This window comes from Cupriavidus sp. UGS-1, from assembly GCF_021213615.1.
Lineage (GTDB): Bacteria > Pseudomonadota > Gammaproteobacteria > Burkholderiales > Burkholderiaceae > Cupriavidus.
The window spans coordinates 1-26,211 of the sequence record NZ_JAJQJF010000018.1 but is presented as its reverse complement, the minus strand read 5'-3'; the positions used below and the strand labels follow the sequence as shown (position 1 = coordinate 26,211).

At 68.9% G+C, this 26,211-nt stretch carries 24 protein-coding genes; 21 read left to right on the top strand and 3 right to left on the bottom strand.

All coding sequences use genetic code 11. The annotated features are described in order from the left end of the window. The first annotated feature begins 2 nt into the window (after positions 1 to 2). The 14 genes from LRR16_RS19880 (at position 3) to aceA (ending at position 16,807) form a co-directional block, all read left to right on the top strand. Entirely contained in the window at positions 3 to 983 is a 981-nt protein-coding gene (locus LRR16_RS19880; RefSeq protein WP_232206898.1) for a MaoC/PaaZ C-terminal domain-containing protein, read from the top strand. Positions 984 to 1,161: 178 nt separating this feature from the next. Further along, positions 1,162 to 3,750, top strand: coding sequence for an ATP-dependent chaperone ClpB (gene clpB / locus LRR16_RS19875; RefSeq protein ID WP_232206897.1), 2,589 nt, complete (start codon positions 1,162 to 1,164; stop codon positions 3,748 to 3,750). A 104-nt stretch (positions 3,751 to 3,854) separates the two neighbouring features. Next, a complete protein-coding gene (locus LRR16_RS19870) occupies positions 3,855 to 4,211 on the top strand; it encodes an addiction module antidote protein (protein ID WP_232206896.1) in 357 nt (118 codons plus the stop codon). A 541-nt stretch (positions 4,212 to 4,752) separates the two neighbouring features. Further along, a complete protein-coding gene (locus LRR16_RS19865; protein ID WP_006578991.1) occupies positions 4,753 to 5,760 on the top strand; it encodes a sulfate ABC transporter substrate-binding protein in 1,008 nt (335 codons plus the stop codon). Between the two features lie 201 nt (positions 5,761 to 5,961). Further along, positions 5,962 to 6,882 (top strand): EAL domain-containing protein, encoded by a 921-nt coding sequence (locus LRR16_RS19860; protein ID WP_232206930.1) that lies wholly within the window; start codon positions 5,962 to 5,964, stop codon positions 6,880 to 6,882. Continuing rightward, the gene (locus LRR16_RS19855) at positions 6,879 to 7,547 is read left to right on the top strand and encodes an alpha/beta hydrolase (RefSeq protein ID WP_232206895.1); all 669 of its coding nucleotides are present in this window, start codon (positions 6,879 to 6,881) and stop codon (positions 7,545 to 7,547) included. Before LRR16_RS19860 ends, LRR16_RS19855 begins: the two co-directional genes overlap by 4 nt. 183 nt (positions 7,548 to 7,730) lie before the next feature. Next, a complete protein-coding gene (gene cysT, locus LRR16_RS19850; protein WP_232206894.1) occupies positions 7,731 to 8,705 on the top strand; it encodes a sulfate ABC transporter permease subunit CysT in 975 nt (324 codons plus the stop codon). A gap of 1 nt (position 8,706) precedes the next feature. Continuing rightward, the gene (cysW, locus tag LRR16_RS19845; RefSeq protein WP_232206893.1) at positions 8,707 to 9,759 is read left to right on the top strand and encodes a sulfate ABC transporter permease subunit CysW; all 1,053 of its coding nucleotides are present in this window, start codon (positions 8,707 to 8,709) and stop codon (positions 9,757 to 9,759) included. Further along, the gene (locus LRR16_RS19840; RefSeq protein ID WP_232206892.1) at positions 9,756 to 10,883 is read left to right on the top strand and encodes a sulfate/molybdate ABC transporter ATP-binding protein; all 1,128 of its coding nucleotides are present in this window, start codon (positions 9,756 to 9,758) and stop codon (positions 10,881 to 10,883) included. The genes cysW and LRR16_RS19840 overlap by 4 nt, the downstream gene beginning before the upstream one ends. After that, positions 10,880 to 11,836 carry a CysB family HTH-type transcriptional regulator gene (locus LRR16_RS19835; protein ID WP_232206891.1) on the top strand — a complete coding sequence of 319 codons (957 nt, stop codon included), beginning with the start codon at positions 10,880 to 10,882 and terminating at the stop codon, positions 11,834 to 11,836. The genes LRR16_RS19840 and LRR16_RS19835 overlap by 4 nt, the downstream gene beginning before the upstream one ends. A gap of 520 nt (positions 11,837 to 12,356) precedes the next feature. Continuing rightward, positions 12,357 to 13,574, top strand: coding sequence for a sensor histidine kinase (locus LRR16_RS19830; protein ID WP_232206890.1), 1,218 nt, complete (start codon positions 12,357 to 12,359; stop codon positions 13,572 to 13,574). Positions 13,575 to 13,689: 115 nt separating this feature from the next. Continuing rightward, entirely contained in the window at positions 13,690 to 14,505 is an 816-nt protein-coding gene (locus LRR16_RS19825) for a LytTR family DNA-binding domain-containing protein (protein ID WP_006576214.1), read from the top strand. A gap of 149 nt (positions 14,506 to 14,654) precedes the next feature. Next, entirely contained in the window at positions 14,655 to 15,167 is a 513-nt protein-coding gene (gene rraA, locus LRR16_RS19820; RefSeq protein ID WP_064577132.1) for a ribonuclease E activity regulator RraA, read from the top strand. A gap of 347 nt (positions 15,168 to 15,514) precedes the next feature. Next, positions 15,515 to 16,807 carry an isocitrate lyase gene (gene aceA, locus LRR16_RS19815; RefSeq protein ID WP_006576216.1) on the top strand — a complete coding sequence of 431 codons (1,293 nt, stop codon included), beginning with the start codon at positions 15,515 to 15,517 and terminating at the stop codon, positions 16,805 to 16,807. A 166-nt stretch (positions 16,808 to 16,973) separates the two neighbouring features. Here aceA and LRR16_RS19810 read toward each other — a convergent pair whose 3' ends face one another. Together LRR16_RS19810 and LRR16_RS19805 are read right to left on the bottom strand one after the other, a co-directional pair. Beyond that, the gene (locus tag LRR16_RS19810) at positions 16,974 to 17,408 is read right to left on the bottom strand and encodes a universal stress protein (RefSeq protein ID WP_006576556.1); all 435 of its coding nucleotides are present in this window, start codon (positions 17,406 to 17,408) and stop codon (positions 16,974 to 16,976) included. Positions 17,409 to 17,551: 143 nt separating this feature from the next. Next, positions 17,552 to 18,502, bottom strand: a complete 951-nt coding sequence (locus LRR16_RS19805; protein WP_006576555.1) for a LysR family transcriptional regulator — start codon at positions 18,500 to 18,502, stop codon at positions 17,552 to 17,554. A 249-nt stretch (positions 18,503 to 18,751) separates the two neighbouring features. Between LRR16_RS19805 and LRR16_RS19800 the strand changes: the two genes are divergently transcribed. The 4 genes from LRR16_RS19800 (at position 18,752) to LRR16_RS19785 (ending at position 23,235) form a co-directional block, all read left to right on the top strand. Then, positions 18,752 to 19,462, top strand: a complete 711-nt coding sequence (locus tag LRR16_RS19800; RefSeq protein WP_232206889.1) for a haloacid dehalogenase type II — start codon at positions 18,752 to 18,754, stop codon at positions 19,460 to 19,462. A 46-nt stretch (positions 19,463 to 19,508) separates the two neighbouring features. Then, positions 19,509 to 21,095, top strand: coding sequence for a malate synthase A (gene aceB / locus LRR16_RS19795; protein ID WP_064577130.1), 1,587 nt, complete (start codon positions 19,509 to 19,511; stop codon positions 21,093 to 21,095). A gap of 179 nt (positions 21,096 to 21,274) precedes the next feature. Further along, positions 21,275 to 21,745: an SRPBCC family protein gene (locus LRR16_RS19790; protein ID WP_006576552.1), complete on the top strand. Its 471-nt coding sequence runs from the start codon at positions 21,275 to 21,277 to the stop codon at positions 21,743 to 21,745. Further along, on the top strand, positions 21,742 to 23,235 hold the full coding sequence (locus LRR16_RS19785) for a DHA2 family efflux MFS transporter permease subunit (protein ID WP_370646859.1): 1,494 nt from the start codon (positions 21,742 to 21,744) through the stop codon (positions 23,233 to 23,235). Before LRR16_RS19790 ends, LRR16_RS19785 begins: the two co-directional genes overlap by 4 nt. A gap of 115 nt (positions 23,236 to 23,350) precedes the next feature. On the opposite strand, the gene LRR16_RS19780 is transcribed toward LRR16_RS19785, so the two are convergent. Then, positions 23,351 to 23,620 (bottom strand): acyl-CoA-binding protein, encoded by a 270-nt coding sequence (locus LRR16_RS19780; protein ID WP_232206888.1) that lies wholly within the window; start codon positions 23,618 to 23,620, stop codon positions 23,351 to 23,353. Between the two features lie 118 nt (positions 23,621 to 23,738). Between LRR16_RS19780 and tsaB the strand changes: the two genes are divergently transcribed. From tsaB to LRR16_RS19765, 3 genes are read left to right on the top strand one after another with little or no spacing between them, the layout of a single operon-like run. Further along, a complete protein-coding gene (tsaB, locus tag LRR16_RS19775; RefSeq protein WP_064577128.1) occupies positions 23,739 to 24,530 on the top strand; it encodes a tRNA (adenosine(37)-N6)-threonylcarbamoyltransferase complex dimerization subunit type 1 TsaB in 792 nt (263 codons plus the stop codon). Next, positions 24,527 to 25,096: a ribosomal protein S18-alanine N-acetyltransferase gene (gene rimI / locus LRR16_RS19770; protein WP_232206887.1), complete on the top strand. Its 570-nt coding sequence runs from the start codon at positions 24,527 to 24,529 to the stop codon at positions 25,094 to 25,096. The genes tsaB and rimI overlap by 4 nt, the downstream gene beginning before the upstream one ends. Next, the gene (locus LRR16_RS19765) at positions 25,093 to 26,106 is read left to right on the top strand and encodes a uracil-DNA glycosylase family protein (protein ID WP_232206886.1); all 1,014 of its coding nucleotides are present in this window, start codon (positions 25,093 to 25,095) and stop codon (positions 26,104 to 26,106) included. The genes rimI and LRR16_RS19765 overlap by 4 nt, the downstream gene beginning before the upstream one ends. The last annotated feature ends 105 nt before the right edge of the window (positions 26,107 to 26,211 follow it).

The following is a 26,211-nucleotide window of genomic DNA, read 5'->3' as shown; positions in this document are numbered from 1 at the left end:
CCATGCCGCAGCCTTCCCAGCCTTCCCAGCCTTCCGGGCCCGCCGTACCGTCCGCGCCGCGCGTGCTGACGCAGCAGGACTTCGATCGCTTCGCGCGGCTGTCGCGCGACGACAATCCGATCCACTGCGATCCGGCGTTCGCGCGCGGCACCCATTTCGGTGCCACCGTCGCGCACGGCATGCTGCTGTTCTCGCTGCTGTGCGCGCAGATGCAGAGAGGGAGGGCCGGTCCGGTGCTGCCGCTGGCGCAGACGCTGATGTTTCCGCAGCCGACCTATGTCGGCGACGGCGTGGTGGCGGAGTTGGTGCCGGGGGAGGGGGCGGCGGGCCGCGTCGCGTTGCGCACCGCGATCCGTTGCGTGCAGCGGGGCGGCCGGGCGCTGCCGCCCGCTCAGGCGCCGGTCACCGCAAGCGGCGACGCCGAGCTGCTGCTCGAACCCGATGCGGCCGCGCTGGCCGGGCCGCTCGTGTCCGGCGCAGGCGGCGCGGACGCGGCGGTCGCCGGCGATGCGGCGCTGTACCAGCTCAGGCCCGGGCAGCAGGCCGACGCGGTGCGCGCCTTCGAGCGGGCCGATCTCGACGAGTACGTGGCGCTGAGCGGGGACGCCAATCCGCTGTATGCCGACGCGGCGCTGGCCAGGCGCCGCGGCTTCGACGGCGCCGTGGTGCCGCTGCCGCTGCTGGCCGGCATGTTCTCCGACCTGCTCGGCACGCGGCTGCCGGGGCGCGGCACCGGCTGGATGAAGCAGTCGCTGCGGCTGCGCGCGGCCGCCCGGCTGGGCGAGCCGCTGCGGGCCTCGGTGAGGATCGTGCGGCTGCGCGCCGACAAGGAGCTGGTCAACCTGGCTACCGACATCGCGGGCGAGGATGGCCGGCTGGTGCTGCAGGGCGAGGCGCTGGTGCTGGTCCGCAACCTGGAGCGCAAGCTTGCCGGCGATGCCGGCGGCCTCGCGCAGGGCCGCCAGACCGCGGTTCCTTCCTGATCCGTCCGATGGCGCGCTGCTTGCGCCACATCAAATACGCATCGTTTCGTCTTGAAATGTCACGGCAAAGCCCTATCTTCGGCAGTGACATCCGGTGTCCTGCCGGCCGACGACGCGGTGCGCAACGACTGCGCCGCTGGGGCCGCCTCGGGACACGTATCCCAGTGAGGGTTTCCCTATGCGTCTTGACAAACTGACTACCCGATTCCAGGAAGCGCTGGCCGATGCCCAGACGCTGGCGATCGGCAACGACAACCAATACATCGAACCGCAGCACCTGCTGCGCGCGCTGCTGGCGCAGAACGACGGCTCGGCGCGCGCGCTGCTGTCGCGCGCCGGCGTCAACATCAACGGCCTGGCCAGCGCGCTGGACGCCGCCATCAAGCGGCTGCCGCAGGTGCAGGGCACCAGCGAGGTCCAGCTCGGCCGCGAGCTGGCGGCGCTGTTCAACGCCACCGAGAAGGAGGCGATCAAGCGCGGCGACCAGTTCGTCGCCAGCGAGCTGTTCCTGCTCGCGGTCGCCGACGACAAGGGCGAGACCGGCCGCATCGCGCGCGAGCATGGCATGAGCCGCAAGTCGCTGGAGGCGGCGATCGACGCGGTACGCGGCGGCGAGTCGGTCAACAGCGCCGATGCCGAGGCCCAGCGCGAGGCGCTGAAGAAGTACACGATCGACCTGACCGAGCGCGCCCGCCTGGGCAAGCTCGATCCGGTGATCGGCCGCGACGACGAGATCCGCCGCGCGATCCAGATCCTGCAGCGCCGCACCAAGAACAACCCGGTGCTGATCGGCGAGCCGGGCGTCGGCAAGACCGCGATCGTCGAGGGCCTGGCGCAGCGCATCGTCAACGGCGAAGTCCCCGAAACGCTGAAGAACAAGCGCGTGCTGGTGCTCGACATGGCGGGCCTGCTGGCCGGCGCCAAGTATCGCGGCGAGTTCGAGGAACGGCTCAAGGCCGTGCTGTCGGACATCGCCAAGGACGAGGGCCAGACCATCGTCTTCATCGACGAGATCCACACGATGGTCGGCGCCGGCAAGGCCGAGGGCGCGATCGACGCCGGCAACATGCTCAAGCCCGCGCTGGCGCGCGGCGAGCTGCACTGCATCGGCGCCACCACGCTGGACGAGTACCGCAAGTACATCGAGAAGGATGCCGCGCTCGAGCGCCGCTTCCAGAAGGTGCTGGTCGACGAGCCGTCGGTCGAGGCGACCATCGCGATCCTGCGCGGCCTGCAGGAAAAGTACGAGCTGCACCACGGTGTCGAGATCACCGACCCGGCCATCGTCGCCGCGGCCGAGCTGTCGCACCGCTATATCACCGACCGTTTCCTGCCGGACAAGGCGATCGACCTGATCGACGAGGCGGCCGCGCGCATCAAGATGGAAATCGACTCCAAGCCGGAGGAGATGGACAAGCTCGAGCGCCGCACGATCCAGCTGAAGATCGAGCGCGAGGCGGTCAAGAAGGAAACCGACGAGGCCTCGCGCAAGCGGCTCGAACTGATCGAGCAGGAGATCGAACGGCTCGAGAAGGAGTACGCCGACCTCGACGAGATCTGGAAGGCCGAGAAGGGTGCGGCCCAGGGCGCCGCCGCGCTGAAGGAGGAGATCGACAAGATCCGCCTCGAGATCGCGCGGCTGCAGCGCGAGGGCAAGCTCGACAAGGTCGCCGAGCTGCAGTACGGCAAGCTGCCGGAGCTCGAAGGCAAGCTCAAGGCCGCCACCGCGGCCGAGGCCAGCGAGCAGAAGCAGCCGAACCGGCTGCTGCGCACGCAGGTCGGCGCCGAGGAGATCGCCGAGGTGGTCAGCCGCGCAACCGGCATTCCGGTGGCCAAGATGATGCAGGGCGAGCGCGAGAAGCTGATCGCGATGGAGGACTATCTGCACAAGCGGGTGGTCGGCCAGGACGAGGCCGTGCGGCTGGTGTCCGACGCGATCCGCCGTTCGCGCGCGGGCCTGGCCGACGAGAACAAGCCGTATGGCTCGTTCCTGTTCCTCGGTCCGACCGGCGTCGGCAAGACCGAGCTGTGCAAGGCGCTGGCCGAGTTCCTGTTCGATTCGCAGGAGCACCTGATCCGCATCGACATGAGCGAATTCATGGAGAAGCACAGCGTCTCGCGGCTGATCGGCGCGCCGCCGGGCTATGTCGGCTACGAGGAGGGCGGTTACCTGACCGAGGCGGTACGGCGCAAGCCGTACAGCGTGGTGCTGCTCGATGAAGTGGAGAAGGCCCACCCGGACGTGTTCAACGTGCTGCTGCAGGTGCTCGACGATGGCCGGCTGACCGATGGCCAGGGCCGCACCGTGGACTTCAAGAACACGGTGATCGTGATGACCTCGAACCTGGGCTCGCAGATCATCCAGCAGATGAGCGGCGAACCGCACGAGGCCGTCAAGGGCGCCGTGTGGCAGGAGGTCAAGACGCAGTTCCGGCCCGAGTTCCTGAACCGCATCGACGAAGTGGTGGTGTTCCACGCGCTCGACCAGAAGCACATCGAGTCGATCGCGAAGATCCAGCTGCAGCGGCTGCAGGCGCGTCTTGCCCGCATGGACATGGCGCTGGAGGTCAGCGACGCGGCGCTCGAGCGCATCGCCAGCGCGGGCTACGATCCGGTGTTCGGCGCCCGCCCGCTGAAGCGCGCGATCCAGCAGCAGATCGAAAACCCGGTCGCGCGGCTGATCCTGGAGGGCAAGTTCGCCGCCAAGGACGTCGTGCCGGTGGACTACCAGGATGGGGAGTTCACGTTTGGGCGGGTGGTGCATTGACCCGCAGGGCGACAGTCGTTTCGGCGAATGCCGCCACATGAAGACGCCGGGCCTTGGCCCGGCGTTTTTCGTTGCGCCTTGCTCGCCTGCAACTGGAGTAGGAAATGACCGCAAAACCCCGAATCTTTGACGTTGCCGATCACCTCAAGACGGATCGCCAGATGGCGCTGTATCTAGAGGCCTGTCTCGAGGAGCAGGATTCCGAGCTGGTGATCGCGGCGCTGGGTGACATCGTTCGTGCGAAGGGCCTTCACGATGTGGCAGTACGCGCCGGCCTGTCCGTCGACGCGCTCGGCAACGTTCTGAATACGAAGTCGGCCGCTGACTTTGCGACTGTCTTGAGGATTGTCGCGGCGCTTGGCTTGCGTCTGCATGCCATTCCGGCCACTGTTCATGGCAAGACGGGAGCCGCCGCCCTCGCGCAATGGTCCCGTGAAGTCGGCAAGCGCCTGCATTCCTGAAGCCTGACGGTCCGGTTCGGGTTCCCCTCTCCTGCTTGCGGGAGAGGGGCGGGGGAGAGGGCAAGCGGCGGTCGTCATGTTGCCGCCGTTTGAACCCACCTCCCTCTCCCCGACCCTCTCCCCCTGAGGGGGAGAGGGAGTACGCCGATCGGTGCGCGTTTCTTGACCTGCATCAAGTCGCTCTCCTTTCCATGGCCCTAACATCGACCCAGTCATGAAGCTGCGGGGGCGCACTTCATGACTGTCTACCCGTTTCCTTGCTGGAAACTTGACCCGCGGTGCTCCCGTACCGCGGGTTTTTTCTTTTGGGGCGCTCGGCCCGGCCCCATCGCCGCCACGGCCGCCATTGCCCCGCCATTGCCCCTGTCGTTGCCCGAGGCACGGCCGCCCCGCGGCCTTATGCGAAAAACGTGCTTGGATCGGCGAAACCATTCGTTCCTTGTCGCCTTGCCCGCCGGTAGCCTCGATGCTGTCGCGATGGCCCACGGATGCCGCCGCGCATGCCAGCCTCATTTTTTCCGACGGACGGGAGCCCTTGAAGATGATTCGCCAGTTGGCCATTGCGGCCGCAGTGTTGTCCCTTGCCGGCGTGGCCGGTGTCGCGCATGCCCAGACGACCCTGCTGAACGTATCCTACGACCCCACGCGCGAGCTGTATGTCGACGTCAATGCCGCCTTTGCCAAGGCCTGGAAGGCCAGGGGGGGCGACAACGTGACGATCCGCCAGTCGCACGGCGGCTCGGGCAAGCAGGCACGCTCGGTGATCGACGGGCTGGAGGCGGACGTGGTGACGCTGGCGCTCGGCTACGACGTCGATGCGGTCGCGCAGAAGGGCCTGATCAAGCCGGACTGGCAGAAGCGGCTGCCGCACAACGCCTCGCCCTATACCTCGACCATCGTGTTCCTGGTGCGCAAGGGCAATCCGAAGGCCATCCGCGACTGGAGCGACCTGGTCAAGCCGGGCGTGCAGGTGATCACGCCCAATCCGAAGACCTCCGGCGGCGCCCGCTGGAACTATCTGGCGGCCTGGGGCTATGCGCTGCGCCAGCCGGGCGGCAACGAAGCCAAGGCACGCGATTTCGTCGCGCAGCTGCTGAAGAACGTGCCGGTGCTGGACTCCGGCGCCCGGGGCGCGACCACGACCTTCGTCGAGCGCGGCATCGGCGATGTGCTGATCGCCTGGGAGAACGAGGCGCTGCTGGCGATCAAGGAGCTGGGTCCGGACAAGTTCGACATCGTCGCGCCGTCGGTGTCGATCCTGGCCGAGCCGCCGGTCGCGGTGGTCGACAAGGTGGTCGACAAGCGCGGCACGCGCCGCGCCGCCGAGGCCTATCTGCAATTCCTCTATACCGACGAGGGCCAGGAGATCGCCGCGCGCAACTACTACCGGCCGATCTCCGAGAAGGTGGCCGCCAAATACGCGTCGGCCTTCCCGAAGGTCAAGCTGTTCACGATCGACGAGGTGTTCGGCGGCTGGCAGAAGGCGCAGCAGGCCCACTTCGCCGACGGCGGCACCTTCGACCAGGTCTACCAGCCTGGCCGCCGCTGAGCCGCGGGGACCGGAGCGTTGATGACCCAAACTGGCACCGAACGCGGCACCGACCGTGGCACCGAACGTGGCACCGAACGTGGCACCGAACGTGGCACGATCGCCCGCCGCGCCCCCGCCGATGGACGGCCACTCGCACAAGAGGGCGACCAACGGGATCTCGACCGGTGCGCCGCCGCGCGGTTCGAATCGGCCGGCGCGCTGCCGCTTCCGGCCGCGCTGGCCCGCTATCTGCAGGCGCTGCCGGCGCGACCCGAGCCCGGCTATTCGCTGTGGCGCGACGCCCGCGGCCAGGTGCAGGGGCGCTTCCACCATTGCTCGCTGACCAGCGCGTTCGCACCGCTGATCGCGCTGGCCGACCGCCGCGTGATCGGCCATGAGGGCACCATCCGGACGTACGCAGGCGAGCAGCCCGGCCTGGCCGCGTGGAAACTGTTCGCACTGGCAGCCGACGACGCCTCGCTGGTCGCGCTCGACCGGCTGTCGCGGCTGCTGCATGCGATCAACTACGTGGCCGCGGGCGGCACGGGCCGGCTGGTGCTGAACGTGCACAACCGGCTGCTGGCGGCGGTGGCCGACGACCATGGCGCCGCGTTCCGGCGCGCGGTGCAGGCGCTGGACCTGCCGCAGTCGCAGCTGATGATCCAGGTGCCGGCCAGCGCCAACGACAATCTGCCGCTGCTGCTGCAAGTGGTCGGCAACTACCGGCGCAACGGCTTTGCCGTCAGCCTGCAGGCGTCCGATCCGGCCGAGGCGGGCGTGCTGATCGCGCAGGCGCGGCCGGACTGGCTCAAGCTCGATATGGGCCGGCTGTGGACCGACCGCCAGCTGGCGGGGCTGCGGGCCAGCGCCGCCGATGCCGGCGTGACGCTGATCGGCCGCCGGCTCGACAGCGCCGAAACCGCGCTGCGGCTGCAGGCGGCGGGCATCGAACTGGGGCAGGGGGCCCATGCCGGCGCGACGCTCGGCCCGGGCGAACTGCGGCGCGCGGGGCCACTGTCGTGCCGTCCCGACTCGCAGCGTCCCGACCCGCACCGCCGCGATTTGCGCCACCCGGACTTGCGCCACCCCGACTCACGGCGCCCCGATTCCCACCACGACGACCAGGAGGAACCGAGATGACGTCGCGTCTGCCGTCCCATGCCGCCGAAATCGAGCTCGAGGTCCCGTCGGGGCTCGGCATCCTGACCGTACCGGGGCTGCACGGCAGCGGTCCCGAGCATTGGCAGAGCCGCTGGGAACGCCGCTTTCCCGACTGGCAGCGGGTCGAACAGCGCGACTGGTCGCGCCCCAGCCTGCATCTGTGGGCCGAGCGCGTCGGCGACGCGGTCGCGCGGGTGCGGCGGGTCGCGCCGCGCGGCGCGGTGCTGGTCGCCCACAGCTTCGGCTGCCTGGCGGCGCTGCGGCAGGCGGCGAACGACCCCGACGGCATCGCCGGCGCCCTGCTGGTCGCGCCGGCCGACCCCGACAAGTTCGGCGTCGCGCCGCTGCTGCCGACGTTCCGGCTGCCGTTCCCGACGCTGGTCGTGGCGAGCCGCAACGACCCGTGGATGGCCCAGCGCACCGCCTTCACCTGGGGCACGCTGTGGGGCAGCGAGCTGCACGACGCGGGCAGCCTTGGTCACATCAACGCGGATTCGGGCCTCGGCCGTTGGCCGGAGGGGCTGGGATTGCTGCGCACGCTGCTGCAGAGGATCGACGCACGCGGTGCCGCCCCCTCGCATGACAGGCACTGCACTGCATGGGAAGCCGCACTCGAAGTGATCCCCACCGTTCCATATATCTGAATCGACTAAAGACATGCGTAAATATTCGTTCTGGATATAAGCGCTGCTCTGCACAATCTATTGGTCCGCTGCCGGTTGCGCGCACAGGCGCGCCGGCGGCGCCCATTGCACGTCGATCGCACGCCGAGCGCCCGCCCCACGTGGTGCGCAACGTCGCGTTCGCCGGCCTTCGCATCCGACACCATGCCTGCCACCTTGCCATTGACCGATACCGTGCCAGCGGCGCCGACCTTTCCGCGGCGGCTGCCCGGACCGCTGCGCGCCCGCCATACGGTGCTGCCGGGCTTCGGCCTGTCGCTCGGCTTCACGCTGCTGTACCTGACGCTGATCGTGCTGATCCCGTTGGCGGCCGCCTTCCTGAAGGCGTTCACGCTGAGCTGGGACAGCTTCTGGGCCATCGTCACCGCGCCGCGGGTGCTGGCCGCCTACAAGCTGAGCTTCGGCGCCTCGCTGATCGCAGCGATCGTCAATACCGTGTTCGGCCTGGTGGTGGCCTGGGTGCTGGTGCGCTACCGCTTTCCCGGCCGGCGCCTGGTCGATGCGCTGGTCGACCTGCCGTTCGCGCTGCCCACCGCGGTGGCCGGCATCGCGCTGACCGCGCTGTTCGCCGGCAACGGCTGGATCGGCCGCTGGCTCGAGCCGCTCGGCATCAAGGTCGCGTTCACCCCGCTGGGCGTGGTGATCGCGCTGACCTTCATCGGCCTGCCGTTCGTCGTGCGCACGGTGCAGCCGGTGCTCGAGGAACTGGAGCGCGAGCTCGAAGAGGCCGCGGCGAGCCTGGGCGCGACGCGCTGGCAGACCTTTGGCCGCGTGATCCTGCCCGCGATCGCGCCGGCGCTGCTGACCGGGTTTGCGCTGGCCTTCGCACGCGCCACCGGCGAGTACGGCTCCGTCGTCTTCATCAGCGGCAACATGCCGATGGTGTCGGAGATCGCGCCGCTGATGATCTACGCCAAGCTCGAGCAGTACGACTATGCCGGCGCCACCGCGGTGGCGGTGGTGATGCTGCTGATCTCGTTCGCGTTGCTGCTGCTGATCAACGGCTTGCAGGCCTGGTCCCGGCGCCGCCAGAACGGCGGCCGCCCGGCCCCGGCGCAGGGGCGCGACGACGATGCGGCGGGCGCATCGCGTTCGCTGACCGCGACCGGAGATTTCTGAGATGGCCGGCTCTCTTCCGCTGGGCGCGGCACGCGCGCTGCCGGTGACGCCGGTGCATGACGCCACCGCCGAGGCGCCGTGGGTGCGCCGCACGCTGGTCGCGATCGCCGCGCTGTTCCTGACGCTGTTCCTGTTCGTGCCGCTGGCCGCGGTGTTCTACGAGGCGCTGCGCCAGGGCCTGAACGCCTACTGGAGCGCGCTGGTCGAGCCGGACGCGCTGTCCGCGATCCGGCTGACGCTGACCGTCGCGGCGATCGCCGTGCCGCTGAACCTGGTATTCGGTGTTGCCGCGGCCTGGGCCATCGCCAAGTTCGAATTCCCCGGCAAGAGCCTGCTGACCACGCTGATCGACCTGCCGTTCTCGGTGTCGCCGGTGATCTCGGGCCTGATCTATGTGCTGCTGTTCGGCGCGCAGGGCTGGTTCGGACCGTGGCTGGCCGAGCACGATATCCGCATCCTGTTCGCGGTGCCGGGCATCGTGCTGGCGACCGTCTTCGTGACGTTTCCCTTTGTCGCGCGCGAGCTGATTCCGCTGATGCAGGCGCAGGGCACCGAGGAAGAAGAGGCGGCGATCGTGCTCGGCGCGTCGGGCTGGCAGACCTTCTGGCGCGTGACGCTGCCCAATATCCGCTGGGGCCTGCTGTATGGCGTGATCCTGTGCAATGCGCGGGCGATGGGCGAGTTCGGCGCGGTGTCGGTGGTGTCGGGCCATATCCGCGGGCTGACCAACACGATGCCGCTGCACGTCGAGATTCTCTACAACGAATACAACTTCGTCGCGGCCTTCGCGGTGGCCTCGCTGCTGACGCTGCTGGCGCTGCTGACGCTGGCGATCAAGACGCTGGTCGAATTCCGTACGCGGCGCGAGTCGGGCGAGGCGAACGAGGAAGGCGTGCCGGCCGCGCCGGCCACGCTGCCGGCGGCGTCGGCCCTCGCCGTGCCGGCGAAGGCCGTGGCGTTCGCCGACGAATCGGCGTCCGCCGCGCAGCCCGCCAAGGTGCGCGGCCCCGCCGCGGCGGCCGACCCGCAAGACAGCTTGGGATGGACATCATGAGCATTCAGGTAAGGCATCTGCACAAACAGTTCGGCGATTTCGTCGCGCTGGACGACGTCACGCTCGATTTCGCGGAAGGGGAACTGACCGCGCTGCTGGGGCCGTCCGGCTGCGGCAAGACCACGCTGCTGCGCGTGATCGCCGGGCTCGAGCGCGCCGACCGCGGGCAGGTGCTGCTGGGAGGCCAGGATGCGACCGGGCAGCCGGTGCGCCAGCGGCAGGTCGGCTTCGTGTTCCAGCACTACGCGCTGTTCCGCCATATGACGGTGTTCGAGAACGTCGCCTTCGGCCTGCGCGTCAAGCCGCGCGGCGAGCGGCCGGGCGAGGCGCAGATCCACGAGCGGGTGCGCGCGCTGCTGGAGCTGGTGCAGCTGGACTGGCTGGCCGATCGCTATCCGCCGCAGCTGTCGGGCGGCCAGCGCCAGCGCATCGCGCTGGCCCGCGCGCTGGCGGTCGAGCCGCGCGTGCTGCTGCTGGACGAGCCGTTCGGCGCGCTCGATGCCAAGGTCCGCAAGGAACTGCGGCGCTGGCTGCGGCGCCTGCACGACGAGCTGCATGTGACCAGCGTCTTCGTCACGCACGACCAGGAGGAGGCGCTGGAAGTCGCCGACCGCGTGGTGCTGATGCAGCGCGGCCGCGTCGAACAGGTGGGCTCGCCGCAGGCGGTCTACGAGCATCCGGCCACACCGTTCGTGTTCGGCTTCCTTGGCCATGTCAATCGCATTCACGGACGGCTGGAGCGCGGCGCCGAGGGCGGGGCGCTGCGTACCGGGGCGGCGCTGCTGCCGTTGTCGGGCAGCGTCGGCGACGATGGCGCGGGCTCGATCGAACAGGCCGGGCAGGCCGAAGGCGCCGAGGCCATCGGCTACGTCCGCCCGCACGACGTCGAGCTCGAGCGCTATGCGCCCGGTGCCGAGGGCATCGTCGCGACGCTGCGGCGTGCGCTGGCGCTCGGGCCGGTCGCGCAACTGGAGCTCGAGCGCGAGGACAACCGCGAGCTGATCGAGGTGGTGCTGCCGCTCGAACGCTTCCAGCGCGACGGCTATCGCGAGGGCGAGCTGCTGGCGGCGCGGCCGCGGCGCATGCGCGTGTTCGCCGGTGAGCAGGCAGGAGCGTCCCGATGAACTTCCAGCAACTGCGATCGATCCGCGAGGCGGTGCGCCGCCAGTTCAATCTGACCGAGGTCGCCAACGCGCTGTACACCTCGCAGCCCGGCGTGTCGCGCCAGATCCGCGAGCTGGAGGAGGAGCTCGGCGTCGAGATCTTCGAGCGCTACGGCAAGCGGCTGACCGGCCTGACCGCGCCGGGCCGCGAGATCGTCCGCATCGTCGAGCGCCTGCTGCTCGAGGCGGAGAACCTGCGCCAGGCCGGCGACGAATTCGCCGGCCGCCATACGGGCCGGCTGACGGTCGCCACCACACATACGCAGGCGCGCTATGCGCTGCCGAAGGTCGTCACCGAATTCCGGCGTGCCTACCCGCACGTCACGCTGGCGCTGCAGGAGGCCTCGCCGAACCACATCGTCGAGCTGCTGCTGTCGGGACAGGCCGATATCGGCATCGCTACCGAGGCCTTGGCCAGCGAACCGTCGCTGACGGCGTTCGACGCCTATACCTGGCGCCATGTGCTGGTGGTGGCGCCGGACCATCCGCTGACGCGGCTGCCCGAGCCGACGCTGGAGGATCTGGCCGGCTTTCCGATCATCACCTACGACGCGGGCTTCACCGGCCGGCGCAAGATCGACAGCGCGTTCGCGCAGGCCGGCCTGCAGCCGGAGATCGTGCTGACCGCGCTCGACGCCGACGTGATCAAGACCTATGCCGAGCTCGACCTCGGCGTCGGCATCATCGCGTCGATGGCCTACGACGCGCGCAAGGACAGCGGCCTGGTGCGGATCTCGGCCGACCATCTGTTCGCGCCGAACACCACCAGCGTGGCGGTGCGGCGCGGCGCCTATCTGCGCGGTTACGCGCATGCCTTCATCCAGCTGTTCGCGCCGCAGCTGTCGGAGCAGGCGGTCAGCAACGCGCTGGCCGAAGGCGGCAGCCTGGGGGCGCTGACGGCCGAGGCCGCGTAGGCGTTCGCCGCCGCGGTTGCCAGGGCGGTTCCAACGCGCGGCTGCCCTCTCCCGCGGCCCCTCTCCCGCCAGCGGGAGAGGGGAGAACACCCACAGGGACTGCCATGCCGCAGGCATCGCGGCGCTGCCGCATGCCGGCATGGTTCTGCGCCGGGCGTTCGCCGCGGTTGCACTCTGCTGCGTCTGGTCATACATGGATCCCGCCGCGTTCGGTTCGAGCCCGGCAGCGGCCCCTTCGCGCCGCCGGTCGCCCGTTCGTCGCATCCGGGTTTCATTCGCGCCGCCACCCGGGTTACATTACGCGCACGGACACGGGATGCGGTCCGATGCAGCGGCCGCGCGCCATGCTGCACCGCATCGCCGGTCATCCCGTGCCGCGTGCGATCCGCCTGACAGTTGGCGAATGCCGCGGTGGGGGCCGCACTGCCGCATGGAACGTCGGCAGGCGGCGGCTAGAATGAGGCAACAGTCCCTCCCCACACCCGCGTCGCCGAGGTGGCGGTGGAAGGACGGAGGCGACATGAGATCGACGCACCGCTGTTTCACCCACGCCATTCCCTCCCGCCTGACCCTGCTGGCGCGCGACCTGGTGTTCGTGCTCGTGATGAACGGCGTGATCGCGGTCAGCCTGACCTGGGGCTTCCAGACCGGCGGCACCTTCCTGAAGAACTTCGTCTATAGCCAGCTGATCGGCCTGTCGATCTGGGCGCTGATCGATATTCCGCGCGTGGTGATCTGGCGCAACGAGCGCCCGGCCGGCTGGCCCTTCATCCTGCTGGCGATCGCGGCGGTGCCGCTCGGCGTGCTGTTCGGCAGCTGGGCGACGCGGATGGTGATGGACCTGCCGCCCAAGTCGATGGAAGAGGCCAACGACATGCTGCGGATGTGCCTGGTGGTCGGGATGCTGGCGGCCACCAGCATGATCTACTTCTACTGGTCGCGCGAACGGCTGGCCTTCCTGCAGCGCCAGGCCGCGCTCGACGCGCTGCAGCGCGAGGAGGCCGAGAAGCAGCTGGTGCGCGCGCAGCTGATGGCGCTGCAGGCGCAGATCGAACCGCACTTCCTGTTCAACTCGCTGGCCCATCTGGACGGCCTGATCGCCACCGATCCGCGCGCCGCGCGCAAGCTGCTGCAGGGGCTGATCGGCTTCCTGCGGCGCTCGCTGGCCCATACCCGCGCCGAGCAATGCACGCTGCAGCAGGAGTTTGCGCTGCTGCGCAGCTATCTCGATATCCAGGGGCTGCGCTTCGGCCAGCGGCTGTCCTATCGGTTCGATCTGCCGGACGATCTGGCCGAGGTCGAGATTCCGCCGATGCTGATCCAGCCGCTGGTCGAGAACGCCGTCACGCACGGCATCGAACCGTGCATGGCGGGCGGGCGCATCACCGTGTCGGCGCGCGCCCAGGGCGAAAATGCCGTGCAGGTGTCGATCGCCGATACCGGCGTCGGCTTCGCGCAGGCCCCGGCCAAGGGCTCGGGCCTGGGACTGACCCATGTGCGCGAACGCCTGGCGCGCATCTTCGGCGCGGCGGCCACGATGCAGATCGAGGAGAACGTGCCCAGCGGCGTGGTGGTGCGGCTGACCGTGCCCGTGACGCGCAAGCCGGCCGCCCAGGGTGCACCGGGCGTCCCCGCGCCTGCCACCAGTTGCGGGGCAGCGCAGGGCGGTGCCGCGCCGGCGGTACCGGTGCCGCCGATTCCGGCCGGCTCGGCCGCTTCGGTCGTCCCGCGATCCTGAACCGAATTCGCGGGCTGCGGACCGTGTTGCCGCCGCCCGACCCGCTAGCGCTGACGGTCGCCGATTTCCTTCGCGTACCGTCGATGATCCACGATCGACTGCCACCGATGCCACGATGACGCCGACCCTGCTGATTGCCGACGACGAACCGCTGCTCGCCCGCGTGCTGCACGCCGAACTGTCCAGCCTGTGGCCCGAGGCGCAGATCGTCGCGACGGTGCATGACGGGGTATCGGCGCTCGAGGCGGTGCGCCAGCACGCGCCGCGCGTCGCCTTTCTCGATATCCGGATGCCCGGCATCACCGGCATGGAGGTCGCGCGCGACCTGCTGGGCAAGCCCGGCGCGCCGCTGGTGGTCTTCGTCACCGCCTACGACCAGTTCGCGCTGGAAGCCTTCGAAAGCGCCGCGGTCGACTACGTGCTCAAGCCGATCCAGCGCGAGCGGCTGGAGGCGACCGTCAACCGGCTGAAGACGCGGCTGGCGATGCCGCCGCAGACGATGGACGGCAACGCCTCGGCGGGCGCGCTCGAAGGCGAACGGCTGGAGCAGTTGCTGAACCGGCTGGAGGCGCTGGACCGCGACACCATCGCGCGCACCGGCGGTCCCTATCTGCGCTTCATCAAGGCGCTGGTCGGCCAGGAAGTGCGGATCATCCCGGTCGACGAGGTGATCTACCTCGAGGCCACCGACAAGTACGTCAACGTGGTATCGAACAGCGGCGAGGCGCTGATCCGCACCAGCCTGCGCGAGCTGACCCAGCAGCTCGATCCGGACCGCTTCTGGCAGATCCATCGCGGCACGGTGGTCAACATCGATTGCGTCTCCGCCGCGGTCAATCAGTCGCTGGGGCGGCTCGCGCTGAAGCTGCGCAACCGTCCCGAGACGCTGCCGGTGGCGCGCCAGTACGCCTATCTGTTCAAGCAGATGTAAGGCGCCGGGCCGCGCGCCCTGCGCCTTTTCCCTAAGCGGTTTTCCACTATGATGCTCCGGTTGCGCCGCACCAACGCGCGCATTCGGGCGTCGCGCCCGCCTTCGCTTTTTCCCCTTCGTTTCCCCTGTCTATCGAGGAGTGAATTGCCATGGATTTCGCCACCACCGACCTTTGCGACGATCACGAGGCACGCCTGGCCGACGGCTCGCTGCGCGTGCTGACGCCGGGCTGGCAGGCCTTCGGCAGGCGCGCGCGCTTTGCCGGTCCCGCCATGACGCTGAAGGTGTTCGAGGACAACTCGCTGGTGCGCGAGGCGCTCGAGTCGCCGGGGCAGGGCAGGGTGCTGGTGGTCGACGCCGGCGGCTCCGCGCGCTGCGCGCTGGTCGGCGGCAATCTGGGCCAGCTTGGCCAGAAGAACGGCTGGGCCGGCATCGTGCTGAACGGCTATGTACGCGACACCGTCGAGCTCAACGATTGCGAGATCGGCATCCGCGCGCTCGGTGTGCATCCGCGCAAGAGCGAGAAGCGCAACAGCGGCCAGCGCGACGTCGCGCTGCAGATGCCGGGGGCGGTGGTACGCCCGGGCAACTGGATCTACGTCGACGAGGACGGTGTGCTGGTGTCCGACGTGGAGTTGGGCAAGGCGGGCAAGGCGGCCTGAACCGGCCGACAGCACTTGCACACAATTTCACGATGCGGAAAGACGTTTTGGTCCGCAAAAATACATGCGTGCGTGGCACAACGGTCGTTTCTCATGATGGGAAAGAACGTGCCGCATCGTGAAATGTTTTAGGTAACCTACTGAAATATAAGGAGAAAAAATCTGCGGTGAGGACCGCATCGAGCCTTGTTGCGTCGCGGGACGCTTCTCTACACTCTTATATAAGACATATGACTTGCGGCGCCGCCGGAACGCTGAAACCGGCATCCGTCGCCCAGGTCGGCAGACCGGCTCCCCGTCCGGTCGCGTCGCAAAGATTCGCCGAACCCCATCAACAGGAGAGTGACATGTCCCGCGAAATCGAAGCACAAAAGCTCAAGCAAGACTGGGAAACCAACCCGCGCTGGAAGGGTATCCGCCGCAACTTCACGGCCGAGGACGTGGTGCGGCTGCGCGGCTCGGTGCAGATCGAGCACACGCTGGCCCGCCGCGGTGCCGAGAAGCTGTGGCACCTGCTCAATACCGAGCCGTTCGTCAACACGCTGGGCGCGCTGACCGGCAACCAGGCGATGCAGCAGGTCAAGGCCGGCCTGAAGGCGATCTATCTGTCGGGCTGGCAGGTCGCCGGCGACGCCAACCTGGCCGGCGAGATGTATCCGGACCAGTCGCTGTATCCGGCCAATTCGGTGCCGCAGGTGGTCAAGCGCATCAACAACACCTTCCAGCGCGCCGACCAGATCCAGTGGAGCGAGGGCAAGGGTGATGTCGATTTCTTCGCGCCGATCGTGGCGGACGCGGAGGCCGGCTTCGGCGGCGTGCTGAACGCGTTCGAGCTGATGAAGGCGATGATCGAAGCGGGCGCCGCCGGCGTGCACTTCGAAGACCAGCTGGCCTCGGTCAAGAAGTGCGGCCACATGGGCGGCAAGGTGCTGGTGCCGACCCGCGAGGCGGTTGCCAAGCTGACCGCGGCGCGCCTGGCCGCCGACGTGATGGGCGTGCCCACGCTGGTGATCGCCCGTACCGATGCGGAAGCGGCCGATCTGCTGACCTCGGACATCGACGATCGCGACAAGCCGTTCTGCACCGGCGAGCGCACCGTCGAAGGCTTCTACCGCACCCGGCCCGGCATCGAGCAGTCGATCGCGCGCGCGCTGGCCTATGCCGAAGTGGCCGACCTGGTCTGGTGCGAAACCGGCAAGCCGGATCTGGAGTTCGCCAAGAAGTTCGCCGAGGCGGTGCACGCCAAGTTCCCGGGCAAGCTGCTGGCCTACAACTGCTCGCCGTCGTTCAACTGGAAGAAGAACCTGGACGACGCCACCATCGCCAAGTTCCAGAAGGAGCTGGGCGCGATGGGCTACAAGTTCCAGTTCATCACGCTGGCCGGCTTCCACTCGCTGAACTACTCGATGTTCAACCTGGCCTACGGCTATGCGCGCAACCAGATGAGCGCGTTCGTCGAGCTGCAGGAAGCGGAGTTCAAGGCGGCCGAGAAGGGCTTCACCGCGGTCAAGCACCAGCGCGAAGTCGGCACCGGCTACTTCGACGCGGTCACGCAGACCATCGAAGGCGGCCAGTCGTCGACCACCGCGCTGAAGGGCTCGACCGAGGACGAGCAGTTCTTCGACAAGAAGGTGGCTTGAGGTCGTAAGACTCCCGCGTGCTGATTCCCCTCTCCCGCTTGCGGGAGAGGGGTTAGGGGAGAGGGCAGCCGGCGGTGCGCATGCCTGTGTGGTTTGCAACCACCCCCTCTCCCCAACCCTCTCCCCCATGAGGGGGAGAGGGAGAACACATACAGCGGGCGCTACCTCACCGGTAGACGATCACCGGAATATCGGTATGCGTCAGCACCTTCTGCGTCTCGCTGCCGAGCAGCAGGCCGGACAGGCCGCGGCGGCCGTGCGAGGCCATGAAGATCACGTCGCAGCCATGCCGTTCGGCCGCGTCGATGATGCCCAGATAGGGCACCGCGAAGGTCGACATATCGGTGTCGCAAGGCACACCGGCCGCGGTGGCGGCGGTCTCGACCTCCTTCAGGTAGATGCGCGCCTGCGCCTCGATGCGGTCCTTGAAGGCCTGCGGGGCCTCGACCACGATTTCGCTGAACGGCGTGTACGGATATTCCTCGAGACAGACATAGGCAGTGACCCGGGCGCCGATGGCCTTGGCCAGCTCGATGCCGCCATCGATCGCTTTCTTGGACAGCTCCGAACCGTCAGTCGGGAGCAGGATGTGCTTGAACATGGCCGATCTCCTTGCGATGAGTCCAAAGGCATGCCCGAGGGCACCGGAACCGGGCGAACCAGGTCGGTCCGCCTTGACTTCATTGTAGCCAGTGTGGCGGCTAATGCATCGCGGGCGAACCCTTGCCCGGTCGTCGTGCCGGCTCAGGCACCGACCGGTTCGTCGCTCGCGGGCAGCACCACCTGCTCGCCGCGGCGCCAGTAGGCCGGGTTGCCGTAGGTGTTCTTCAGATGATCGATAAACAGCCGCACCCGCAGCGGCAGATGCTTGCGCTGCGGAAACACCGCGTGGATGCCGATTGGCGGGGCCTGGAATTCGTCGAGCACCGTGACCAGCCGTCCGGTCGCGATCTCGTGGCCGACCTCCCACCACGAGCGCCACGCCAGCCCATGGCCCTGCAGGCACCAGGCATGCAGCACCGCGCCGTCCGTGCATTCCATATTGCCGCCGACCTTGACCGTGACCGGGCGCCCGTCCTGCTGGAACACCCAGCCGCGCTGCACGTTTGCGCTGGCGCCGAAGGCCAGGCAGTTGTGCGCGCTGAGCTCTTCGGGCAGCTGCGGCGTACCGCGCCGCGCCAGATACGAGGGCGCGGCCACCACCACGCGGCGGTTCTCCGCCAGCCGGATCGACACCAGGCTCGAATCGGGCAGATCGCCGAGGCGGATCGCGCAATCGAAGCCCTCGTTGACCAGGTCGACCACGCGGTCCGACAGGTCCAGCGTGATGGTCACGTCCGGATGCGATTCGATGAACAGCGGCACCACCGGCGCGACGTGCTTGCGGCCGAAGCCGGCCGGTGCCGTCACGCGCAGATGGCCGCTGGCCTTGACGCCGCCCGCCGAGACGCTGGCCTCGGCGTTCTGCAGATCGTTGAGGATGCGCTGGCAGTCTTCCAGGAATGCGGAGCCCTCGAAGGTCAGCGTGATCTTGCGGGTGGTGCGCACCAGCAGCTTGACGCCCAGCCGTTCCTCCAGCGCGTCGATGCGGCGGCCGATGATGGCCGGCGCGACGCCCTCGGCGGTAGCGGCCGCCGACAGGCTGCCGCGCGAGGCGACCGAGACGAAGGTCGCGAGTTGCTTGAAGTGATCCACGTGTCCCCGACGTTTTGCGGCCGGCGCGACACAAAGCGATCTTGGCGATACGTGCCGGCCAGCGAATGGGAGGGCCGGAGCCGATATTGGTTTCGGATCTTCCAGCGGTTCGCCAAGATTAGTAGTGCAAAAGTAAAAGATCAAGTGACCCGGGTCGGCTATGCCGCGCTGCAGCGCCTGCCTACAATGCTCGGAATTCGTGGTACGCCGGCCCCGCGCCGCGGCCGCCAACCCCTGGTCCTTGCTGCTATGAACCCGATCCGCGCCGTCGTCTTCGATGCCTATGGCACGCTGTTCGACGTGTACTCCGTCACGGCGCGCGCGGAGCAGCTGTTTCCCGGCAAGGGCGAGGCGCTGGCGTTGCTGTGGCGCGACCGCCAGATCGACTACACGCGGATCCGCACGATGGCCGCGCCGGACGGTGCCTGGTACAAGCCGTTCTGGGCGATCACCGTCGATGCGCTGCGCTATGCGGCGCAGCGGCTCGATCTGCGGCTCAATGCCGCGGCCGAGGCGCAGTTGCTGAAGGAATACGCCTGCCTGTCGGCCTTTCCGGAAAACCTCGGCGCGCTGCGCCGCCTGCGCGCGGCCGGCCTGCCGCTGGGCATCCTGTCCAACGGCAATCCGGAAATGCTCGACATCTCGGTCAAGAGCGCCGGCATGCAGGGCCTGTTCGACCATGTGCTGTCGGTCGACGCGGTGCGCCAGTACAAGACCGCACCGGCCGCCTACGCGCTCGGTCCCGCGGCCTTCGGCGTGCCGGCGCACGAGATGCTGTTCGTCTCGTCCAACGGCTGGGACGCGTGCGGCGCGACCTGGTTCGGCTACACCACGTTCTGGATCAATCGTGCCGGCCACCCGGCGGAGCGGCTCGACGCCGAGCCGACCGGAACCGGGCACGACATGAACGACCTGCTCGATTTCGTGCGCGCACGCGGCATTGCCGTCGCGCATGGATGACGAGGGCAGGCATGGCACAACCCCCATCGATCACAGGAGAACATTGATGGCCATCACGTTGCCTGCGGGCATGAAGATTACCGGCGAAATCCTGCCGGCCTACGAAGATATCCTCACGCCGGAAGCGCTGGCCCTGGTGGACAAGCTGCACCGCGCCTTCGAGCCGCGCCGCCAGCAGCTGCTGGCGGCGCGCGTCGAACGCGCCAAGCGGCTGGACGCGGGCGAGCGCCCCGACTTCCTGCCGGAGACCAAGTCCGTCCGCGAAGGCGACTGGAAGATCGCGCCGATTCCGAAGGCGCTGGAATGCCGCCGCGTCGAAATCACCGGCCCGGTCGAAGCCAAGATGGTCATCAACGCGTTCAACTCGGGCGCGGACAGCTACATGACCGACTTCGAGGATTCGAACACGCCGAACTGGCACAACCAGCTGCAGGGCCAGGTGAACCTGAAGGCCGCCGTGCGCCGCACGCTGACGCTCGAGGCCAAGGGCAAGGTCTACAAGCTGAACGACAAGATCGCCACGCTGCAGGTGCGTCCGCGCGGCTGGCATCTGGACGAGAAGCACGTGACCATCGACGGCCAGCGCGTGTCGGGCGGCATCTGGGACTTCGCGCTGTTCCTGTTCCATAACGCCAAGGAGCAGATCGCGCGGGGCGCCGGTCCGTTCTTCTATCTGCCGAAGATGGAAAGCCATCTGGAAGCGCGCCTGTGGAACGACATCTTCGTGATGGCGCAGAACGAGATCGGCCTGCCGCAGGGCACCATCAAGGCGACCGTGCTGATCGAGACGATCCTGGCCGCCTTCGAGATGGAAGAAATCCTGTACGAACTGCGCGAGCACAGCGCGGGCCTGAACGCCGGCCGCTGGGACTACATCTTCTCGTGCATCAAGAAGTTCAAGACCGACAAGAACTTCTGCCTGGCCGACCGCGCCAAGGTCACGATGACCGCGCCGTTCATGCGCGCCTACGCGCTGCTGCTGCTCAAGACCTGCCACAAGCGCGGCGCGCCCGCGATCGGCGGCATGAGCGCGCTGATCCCGATCAAGAACGATCCGGAGAAGAACGAGATCGCGATGCAGGGCATCATCGGCGACAAGCGCCGCGACGCGACCGACGGCTATGACGGCGGCTGGGTGGCCCACCCGGGCCTGGTCGAGCCGGCGATGAAGGAATTCGTCGCGGTGCTGGGCGACAAGCCGAACCAGTTCGAGAAGCAGCGCCCGGACGTCAACGTGACCGGCGCCGACCTGCTGAACTTCCAGCCGGAGACGCCGATCACCGAAGGCGGCCTGCGCATGAACATCAACGTGGGCATCCATTACCTGGGCGCCTGGCTGGCCGGCAACGGCTGCGTGCCGATCCACAACCTGATGGAAGACGCCGCCACCGCCGAGATCTCGCGCTCGCAGGTCTGGCAGTGGATCCGCTCGCCGAAGGGCGTGCTGGAAGACGGCCGCAAGGTGACCGCCGAGATGGTGCGCGCGCTGATCCCGGAAGAGCTGGCCAAGGTCAAGGAAGTGGTCGGTGGCGACACGAAGACTTACGACCGCGCCGCCGAGATCTTCGAACAGATGTCGACGTCGGAATCGTTCGCCGAATTCCTGACGCTGCCGCTGTACGAGGAGATCTGAGCCCGATCGTCGCCCCCGCGAAAGCGGGGGTCCAGCGACTGATAAGGACACTGGGTCCCCGCATGCGCGGGGACGACGAACCGACTCACAAGCCCGCATCCGCGGGCTTTTTGCTTTGCGGAATGCGGCGCCGGCGCGAGGCCTTCATAATGGCGGCTTGAGCAAGAGGGAGAATCAAGTTGCGCTTCGAGCATCTGGTAGAGATCAATGACCCCAACATGCCGGCGCTGGACCCGCTGACGGCGGACCAGGTCTGGCAGGGGCTGGTACTGCGCGGTCAGTCGCCGGAGCTGTTCGTGCTGGGCCTGGACCGTGCCGACATCACCGGCCGCGGCGACGACTGGATCGAACGCGTGCTGCATTTCGGCAAGGCCGAGGTGCGCGACCGGGTCGTGTTCGAGGCGCGCCGCTCGGTCCGCTACGAGACCGCCGCCACCGCCGACCACGCCGGCGGCACGCTGACGATGACGATCGAGACGCCCGGACCGGGCGCGCTGCTGCTGCGCTTCACCTACGAGACCACGATGCCGGCGGTCGACGCCAGCGGCGACGACCGTTACGCCGAGATCGTCAAGTCGGCCTATCACGAGGCCGATCTCGATACGGTCCGCAAAATCCGCGAACTGGCCAGCACCGGCAGGCTCGGGTGAGCGAGGATTCCCTGCCGCCGCGTGGCGGCGGCGATCGCGCGCGCCGCGCGCCGACGCGCGCGTACCTGCGCGAGCGCTATGGCGACAAGCTGCGCTGGCTGGTGCTGGTCACGCTGATGATCGGCACGATGTCGTCGATCGTGTCGTCGACCATCGTCAATGTCGCGGTGCCGGACCTGAGCCGGCATTTCGGGCTGGGGCAGGAACGCGCGCAATGGGTCGCGGCCAGCTTCATGATTGCGATGACGCTGGCGATGCTGCTGACCCCCTGGCTGCTGAACCGCTACGGGCTGCGCCGTACCTTTCTCGGCGCCGCGGTGCTGCTCGGCGTCGGCGGCATGGTCGGCGGCTTCTCGCCCAGCTATGGCGTGATGATCGCGATGCGCGTGGCCGAAGGCATCGCCGCGGGCATCATGCAGCCGCTGCCCAATATCCTGATCCTGCGCGTGTTCGAGGAGCGCGAGCAGGGCAGGGCGATGGGCATGTTCGGCTTCGGCGTGGTGCTGGCGCCGGCGCTGGGGCCGAGCCTGGGCGGCTTCCTGGTCGAATCGTTCGGCTGGCGCTCGATCTTCTTCGTGGTGGTGCCGCTGACGATCGTCGCCGGGCTGATGGCGCGCCGCTTCATGGCGATCGATTCGGCGATGATGGGCGAGCGCAAGCCGCTCGACTGGCAGGGGCTGGCGCTGGCGGGGGTCGCCACGGTGATGCTGCTGAACGGCCTGGTCGAGCTGCGCGAGGACACCATTACCGGCCTGCTGCTGTCGGGCCTGGGCGTGCTGCTGCTGGTGCTGTTCGTGCTGTGGCAGCTGCGTGCTTCCGATCCGCTGATGAACATGCGGCTGTACAGCTATCGGCAGTTCTCGGCCGGCGCGGTGGTGGCCTTCATCTATGGCGCCGGGCTGTTCGGCTCGACCTATCTGCTACCGGTCTACATGCAGATGGCGCTGCAGTACTCGCCGTCGCAGGCGGGCTTCGTGCTGCTGCCGGCCGGCATCGCGCTGGCCGTGACCATCGCGCTGGCGGGCCGCCTGACCAGCCGCGTGCCGCCGCATATCCAGGTGTCGGTAGGGCTCGCGCTGCTGGCGGCGTCCTTCCTGCTGATGGCGCTGGGCTCGCTGACGACGCCCTACGTGGTGCTGATCGCGCTGGCGGTGCTCGGCCGCATCGGCCTCGGTTGCATCCTGCCGTCGCTGTCGCTGGGGGCGATGCGGGGCGTCGATTTCTCGCTGATCGCGCAGGGTTCGAGCGTGATCAACTTCGTGCGGCAGCTGGGTGGCGCCATCGGCGTCAGCCTGGCCGGGGTCGGCCTGCAATGGCGGCTCGAGTCGCACGGCGCGCTGCTGGCCGGCAATCAGGCCGGGGCCGATGCCGCGGCGCGCATCCGCGCGTTCGACGAGACCTTCCTGGCGGTGGGGCTGGTGATCGCGACCGCGATCCTGGCCGCCTGGCGGATCCGGCCGCGGCAGCAGCCGGAACGGGTGGGGCAGTAGTGCCTTTTGCTGTCGCCCCCGCGAAAGCGGGGGGCCAGCGTCTTGCCGTCTCGCGGGGGAGCCGCTGGGTCCCCGCCTGCGCGGGGACGACAGCGAGAGCGCTACGCGGTCAGGCTCAGCTCGCCGCGCCCGACTTCAGCTCCTCGACCAGCTCGATGTACTTCTGCATCGCCTCTTCCTGGCTGGTGCCCTTCAGCGTTTCCCACGCCTCGAACTTGTAGCGGCCGACGAAGTCCGTCATGCCCGGCTTGTCGCCATGGACATCGCCCTCGCTGCCTTGCTTGAACAGCGCGTACAGCCGCAACAGCGTCATGTTGCTGGGGCGTTCGGACAGTTGCTTGACGTCGTTCTGCGCTTGCTCGAAGCGCTGTTGCAGCTCGCTCATGGGGACTCCGGGACGGTGAGGGGGATGGACCCGCGATGATAGCCCCGCAGGCCGCCAAACCCGCCCGGAAAAAACCGAGGGCGGCTTCGGTTCGGCGGCCAGCGGATACAATCGCGGCATGTCATGGATTCTTGCCGTTGAAACCTCCACCGAGTGGTGTTCGGTCGCGCTCGGCCACGCCTCGCCGTCCGATGGGCTGCGCTGCCTGGCCCGCCACGAACAGACCGGTCCGCGCTCGTCGGGCCGGGTCCTGCCCGCCGCGGGCGAACTGCTGGCCGAGGCCGGCATCCGGCTGGCCGATTGCGCCGCGATCGCCTTCGGCGCCGGCCCGGGCTCGTTCACCGGCCTGCGCACCGCCTGCGGCATCGCGCAAGGCTTGGCCTTCGGCGCCGATCTGCCGGTCGTTCCGATCAATACGCTGATGGCCTGCGCCGAACGCGTGCGCGGAGTCCCCGGGGCCGCGCTGGAGGGCGACACCGCGGCCGTGGCGCTGCCTGCCGGCATGCCGGTGCTGGTCGCGCTCGACGCGCGCATGGACGAGGTCTACACCGGGCTGTTCGACTGGGACGCGGCCCGCGGCGAATGGCAGGAAGCCGGTCCGATGCGCGTGATCGCGCCCGAGGCGGTGCAGGCGCCGGCCGCAACGTTCTGGCTGGCGGGCAACGGCGCCACGGTCTATGGCGAACGATTGCACGCCGCCGCGCAGGCCGCGCGCATGATCCCCGGCGCGATGCCGCATGCGGCCGCCGTCGTGGCGCTGGCGCAGCGCGCGCTGGCGCGCGGCGAGACCGTGGCCGCGGCCGATGCCGCGCCGCTGTATCTGCGCGACAAGGTGGCGCAGACCGTCGCCGAGCGCCAGGCCGCGGCGGCGGGCCGCGCGTCGCTGGCCGCCGCCGGAGAACGGCAATGAGCGCCGCGCTCGGCGACAGCCGCCCCCGCGCCGCCGCCTGGCCCGCGGTGCCCGCCATGCCGGCGCTGCCGAGCGGCTGGGCGCTGGCTCGCATGAGCGCGCGCGACCTCGACGCGGTGGTCGATATCGAGCAGCGCGCCTACAGCCATCCGTGGACCCGCGGCAATTTCGAGAACTCGGTCAAGGCCGGCCATATCGGCCTGACACTGCGCGACCCCGCCGGGCAGCTGGCCGGCTACGCGGTGCTGATGCCGGTCGTCGACGAGATGCATCTGCTCAATATCACGATCGAGCCGGCGCGCCATCGCCAAGGCCTCGGCAAGCTGCTGCTGGCCGTGGCGCTGGCCACCGCGCATCAGCATCGGCTGCCCAATGTGCTGCTCGAAGTCAGGCCGTCGAATACCGCCGCGCTGGCGCTGTACGAGGCCGCCGGTTTCGAGACGATCGGCCGGCGCAAGGGCTATTACCCGGCCGCCGACGGGCGCGAGGACGCTTTGGTGCTGCGGCGCCGGTGGGACACGGCCCGGGACGGCGCACAGGACGGCGCGCGGGAGGCATCGGCATGAACCGGCGCGCGTTATTCCTGGAGGCGCTCGGCATCGGCACCGAATGGGTGCCGCGCCATGCCGCGGCGGTGCAGGCGGAGCCCGAGGCCGCGGCGGCAACGGGGCTGCCGGACCGGCAAGCGCCAGGCTTCGAAGGACCGAGCCATCCAGCGCCGGACCATCATGCGCCGGACCATCCAGCGCCGGACCATCAGGCGCCGGACCATCAGGCGCCGCGTCTCGACGCTGCCCGCGCGACGACCGCCCCCGCGCCGACGCCACGCCAGCCGGTCATTCCGATCGTTGCCGACGACGGCTTGCGGCTGCCGCTCGGCGAATCGGTCGCGCAGCCGGCGGACGACCTCGCCACGCTCGACTGGCAGGCGCTGGAAGCGCGCGTGGCCGGCTGCACCGCCTGCCAGCTGTGCGGCACGCGGACCCGCACGGTGTTCGGCGTCGGCGATCGCGAGGCCGACTGGATGCTGGTCGGCGAGGCCCCGGGCGAGAACGAGGACCGGCAGGGCGAGCCCTTCGTCGGTCAGGCCGGCAAGCTGCTCGACAACATGCTGGCGTCGCTGCAACTGGCGCGCGGGCGCAACGTGTTCATCGCCAACGTGCTGAAGTGCCGGCCGCCGGGCAACCGCAATCCCGAGCCGGCCGAGGTCGAGCAATGCGAGCCTTTCCTGCGCCGGCAGATCGCGCTGGTGCGTCCGCGCCTGATCGTCGTGCTGGGCCGCTTTGCCGCGCAGACGCTGCTGCGCACCACCACGCCGATCAGCAAGCTGCGCGGCACGGTGCACCGCTACGAGGGCATCCCCGTGGTGGTGACCTACCATCCGGCCTACCTGCTGCGCACGCTGCCCGACAAGGCGCGCGCCTGGGAAGACCTGTGCCTGGCGCGCGATGTCTACCGGCAGAACGATCCGGCGGCGCCGGCCGATCTGCTCGACTCCGGGCTGCTCGACCCCAATCGGGTCGAGTCACAACGGGCCGGCACTGCCGGCGGCGGCGATGCGGGAGCCGGTCACTGAACTGGCCGGCGCCGGCGCGACCACGGCCGAGCCGCTGTGGCGCGCCGCCACGTCGGCGCGCGTGCGCGACCTGGCCTGGTGCACGCTGGCGCCGCCGCTGCTGAG